The following is a 916-nucleotide window of genomic DNA, read 5'->3' as shown; positions in this document are numbered from 1 at the left end:
CTACTGAATCTGAGAGCATTGCAACAAGCCCGCTCCGAAGGAAGTGTCTTCGATCCCAGAGCGAAGGCAAGAGGTGCGTTGGCGCTGTTTCTCAGAGATCTGAGCGGGATTATGGCTAGGCCCATTCAGCCAAGAGATGAGCGGCGTAAGTACCTGCCAACGCAGGCAATCGCCGACTATTTGGCAACTGAAATTCATCCAGGCATCGACGGGATTATCTACCCATCAGCGCAGACCAATACAGTTGGCGAAAACGTCGTTTTGTTCAATAAAGTATCAAGAGTGGCCAAGGATACATTTAAGATAAGGCTTCAACGGTATAGTTCAAAAACAGAGAGCGATCGTGTTCAGAGAAACAAGGCTATGGTGGGGGCACGGGAAATGCTTTGCGTTACCGACCCAGACGCCTGTCTTTATCTTGCCCCAGGTGAGACAAGCTTTCATAGAATCCAAAAGATAACCGTGGCCTATGAGGACGTGATTCCAAGAGAGGGGGCAGGGTTCGCGTGAGACTTTGGTTTAGCTTTGTGAGGTGACGTGTCCTCAAATCAGCAGGTATTGATCCGGGACGTCAAAATCGCTGGGACGTTCGTCATCAAACATATCCAGCCGCACCGCCCCATCTAGTCCGCGATAAACGATGAACTGAAATGACCCGGTCTGCAGCACAGGGTGGCCACTATGGACCGTCCAAGCTTCATCCTGCAGATCTAGGGTCTCGCTCGCGAAGGTTTGTGCATCTGCAAGCGGTACCGGTTCGCCACTGGGCATCCCCTTGGTGAGCTTAACGGCTTTCCCACAAACGTAGGGCTGCTTGGCGTAGAGCACTTGGTATCCGGCCACGCCGCGCGAATAGCCGGCAAGGGCAGCACGCACTTCCGGATAATCGGCCGCACTGGCAACCGGCGGATCAACA

The 916-nt window shown here is 53.3% G+C and carries 1 protein-coding gene and 1 pseudogene; one reads left to right on the top strand and one right to left on the bottom strand.

Annotated features, from left to right (window positions below):
- Positions 1–510 (top strand): RES family NAD+ phosphorylase (locus tag WA429_RS21310; RefSeq protein ID WP_336107921.1); only part of this gene is annotated, 510 nt, incomplete at its 5' end.
- Positions 511–543: 33 nt separating this feature from the next.
- On the opposite strand, the pseudogene WA429_RS21305 reads toward WA429_RS21310, so the two are convergent.
- Positions 544–916: pseudogene (locus tag WA429_RS21305) on the bottom strand (hypothetical protein); the annotation flags it as partial.

Source organism: Thalassospira sp. CH_XMU1420-2 (assembly GCF_037029325.1).
In the GTDB taxonomy this organism is placed as follows: Bacteria; Pseudomonadota; Alphaproteobacteria; order Rhodospirillales; family Thalassospiraceae; genus Thalassospira; species Thalassospira povalilytica.
This window is presented reverse-complemented; position numbering and strand designations above follow the sequence as displayed.